Source organism: Kitasatospora sp. NPDC001175 (assembly GCF_053598215.1).
Genome location: NZ_JBSFJU010000182.1, coordinates 1 through 3045, shown reverse-complemented (window position 1 = coordinate 3045; position 3045 = coordinate 1). Strand labels below are relative to the sequence as shown.

Sequence of the window (3045 nt, the reverse complement as noted above, 5' to 3'; positions counted from 1 at the left end):
GAACCTCCGGGCGCTTCGTTCTTTCGTGTTTCCAGCTTATCAGATGTTTTCCGCTCCGTTTTCCAGAGCCTCACTCATCCGATTCGCTTTCCTTCGGCCTTTCGGCGCTTCCGACTCTATCAGATCCCTCTGACTCGTCCTTCACGCTTCCCGGCTTTCAGGAGGCTTTTCACCGGACCTGACCTGACGGCCCGTCCGACGTTTCAAACCTTAGCCGATCCCCGCTCCACGAAGCGAACCCGGCCGCAATCCAGAAAAACACACACCAATTCGCACCGAGCCGTGACAAGGCACGACCCAGCCCGAGCAGAAGAAGTGGTGTTTCAGAGGATTGGCCGCCCCGGGACCGTCCGCGCCGATGCGTGTCCGGTGCTCCCTGCCGAGCGACCCGGTAACACTACCCCATCGACAGAGCACCTTCACCGGTGCCGGGGGTGCATCCAGTGCCGTCAGCTCCCCCGCGCCTGCTCCGGCAGGTAGATCCAGGGCCGGCGGCGGTACCTGTGGCGGGCCGTGGACGCCGACGCCCTCGACTTCCTGCTGCACACACCGACGTCGCCCGGTCGGCTCCCGTCGCCCGCCCGGCCTGACCACCTGCCAACGCCTGGTGGCCGCCGACAACCCCACCCGCCTGGCCAACTCTCCCGTCTGCGGGAACTGCGCCGCAACCACGACGCCGAGGTCCGCCTGATCTGCGCCCACGAACTCGTCCAGGACGGACCGCCGGCACCCGAGTCCGCGCACGGCTATTGACTCCTCTTCCAACAGTGGCGATTCTCGTCACACCGAGTGCGCGGTTCATGACAGCCGGCCCGGACGGGTCGGTCCGCGCGTCCCGACGGTGCCCGGTGCCCAGCCGCGCCACCCCCTCACCTCGGACACGGGTGGTGACCATGCGCCAACTCCCCCATAGCAGGCGCGGATTCGTCGCACTTCTGGCCGCACTCCTCACCCTGGCCGCCATGGTGCTCGCCGCTCCGGCGCCCGCGGCGCCGGGCGAGACTGGCTGGTGGAACCCGACCGCACGGCCCGCGCCCGACTCGCAGGTCAACGTCACAGGCGAGCCGTTCCACGGGACCGACGCCCAGGGGCGGGTCCGGGGCTTCGTCGACGCGCACGACCACATCATGGCCAACGAGGCGTTCGGCGGCCGGCTCATCTGCGGCAGGTCCTTCTCCGAAGCCGGGATCGCGGACGCGCTGAAGGACTGTCCCGAACATTACCCCGACGGCTCACTCGCCATCTTCGACTTCATCACCAAGGGCGGCGACGGCAAGCACGACCCGGTCGGCTGGCCGACCTTCGCGGACTGGCCGGCCCACGACTCGCTCACCCACCAGCAGAACTACTACGCATGGATCGAACGGGCCTGGCGCGGCGGCCAACGGGTCCTGGTCAACGACCTGGTCACCAACGGGGTGATCTGCTCGGTCTACTTCTTCAAGGACCGCAGCTGCGACGAGATGACCTCCATCCGTCTCCAGGCGCAGAAGACGTACGAGTTACAGGCCTATATCGACACGATGTACGGCGGGCCGGGCAAGGGCTGGTTCCGGATCGTCACCGACAGCGCGCAGGCCCGCGAGGTGGTCAAGCAGGGCAAGCTGGCTGTCGTCCTCGGTGTGGAGACCTCCGAGCCGTTCGGCTGCAAGCAGATCCTCGATGTCGCCCAGTGCAGCAAGGCCGACATCGACCGCGGTCTGGACGAGCTGTACGGGCTGGGCGTGCGCAGCATGTTCCTCTGCCACAAGTTCGACAACGCGCTCTGCGGGGTGCGCTTCGACGAGGGCGCGCTCGGGACGGCGATCAACGTCGGCCAGTTCCTCTCGACCGGCACCTTCTGGAAAACCGAGAAGTGCGCCGGGCCGCAGCACGACAACCCGATCGGCCTCGCCCCGGCGCCCGAGGCGCAGAAGCAGCTCCCGGCGGGGGTGGCGGTGCCGGCCTACGCCGGCGACGCGCAGTGCAACAGCCGCGGGCTGACCGAGCTCGGCGAGTACGCGGTGCACGGGCTGATGAAACGCAAGATGATGCTCGAGGTCGACCACATGAGCGTCAAGGCGGCCGGGCGCTCGTTCGACATCCTGGAGTCCGAGTCCTACCCGGGCGTGATCTCCTCGCACAGCTGGATGGACCTCGGCTGGATCGAGCGGGTCTACAAGCTCGGCGGTTTCGTCGCCCAGTACATGAACGGCGCCGAGGCGTTCAGCTCGGAGGCCAAGCGCACCGACACGCTGCGCGACAAGTACCACGTGGGGTACGGCTACGGCACCGACATGAACGGCGTCGGCGGCTGGCCCGGCCCGCGCGGGGCGGACACCGCCAACCCGGTGCGCTACCCGTTCCGCAGCGTGGACGGCGGATCCCTCATCGACCGCCAGACCACCGGCGCGCGCACCTGGGACATCAACACGGACGGCGCCGCGCACTACGGTCTGGTACCGGACTGGCTGGAGGACATCCGGCAGGTCGGCGGCCAGGACGTGGTGGAGGACCTCTTCCGCGGCGCCGAGTCCTACCTCACCACCTGGGGGGCCTCGGAGCAGCACCAGGCCACGGTGAACCTGGCCGCGGGCCGTTCAGCCACGGCCAGCACCACCGAATGGTGGAACCCGTTCGTCAGCTACGCGCCCGGCCGGGCGGTGGACGGCGACCCGGGTACCCGCTGGGCCAGCGAGTGGAACGACGACCAGTGGCTCCAGGTCGACCTCGGGTCCACCAGCCTGGTCGGGCGCGTCACGCTGGACTGGGAACGCGCCTACGGGCGGGCGTACCGGATCGAGGTCTCCACCGACGGGAGCAGCTGGCAGTCGGTATGGTCCACCACCACCGGGGACGGCGGCCTGGACACCGCACGGTTCGCCGGCGTCCCGGCCCGCTACGTCCGCGTCCACGGGGTGCGGCGTGGCACCCAGTGGGGCTACTCGCTGTACGAGGTCGGCGTCTACGGCAGCTAGGCCCGTACTTCGCGGGTCGTTGAATCGAATGGTTCGGGCCCGGGAACGGTGTCCAAGGCCGCCCCGGTGGCGTTGGATTGGGTGTGTC

At 68.7% G+C, this 3045-nt stretch carries 2 protein-coding genes; both read left to right on the top strand.

Annotated features, from left to right (window positions below):
• The first annotated feature begins 513 nt into the window (after positions 1-513).
• A complete protein-coding gene (locus ACWDAK_RS40895; protein WP_427396323.1) occupies positions 514-753 on the top strand; it encodes a hypothetical protein in 240 nt (79 codons plus the stop codon).
• A gap of 140 nt (positions 754-893) precedes the next feature.
• A complete protein-coding gene (locus ACWDAK_RS40890; protein ID WP_344638849.1) occupies positions 894-2957 on the top strand; it encodes a galactose-binding domain-containing protein in 2064 nt (687 codons plus the stop codon).
• Positions 2958-3045 lie beyond the last annotated feature (88 nt).

What these genes read in the sequence shown, in the direction of transcription:
- ACWDAK_RS40890 (WP_344638849.1), top strand. Translation starts at nt 894, where the DNA reads ATGCGCCAACTCCCCCATAGCAGGCGCGGATTCGTCGCACTTCTGGCC.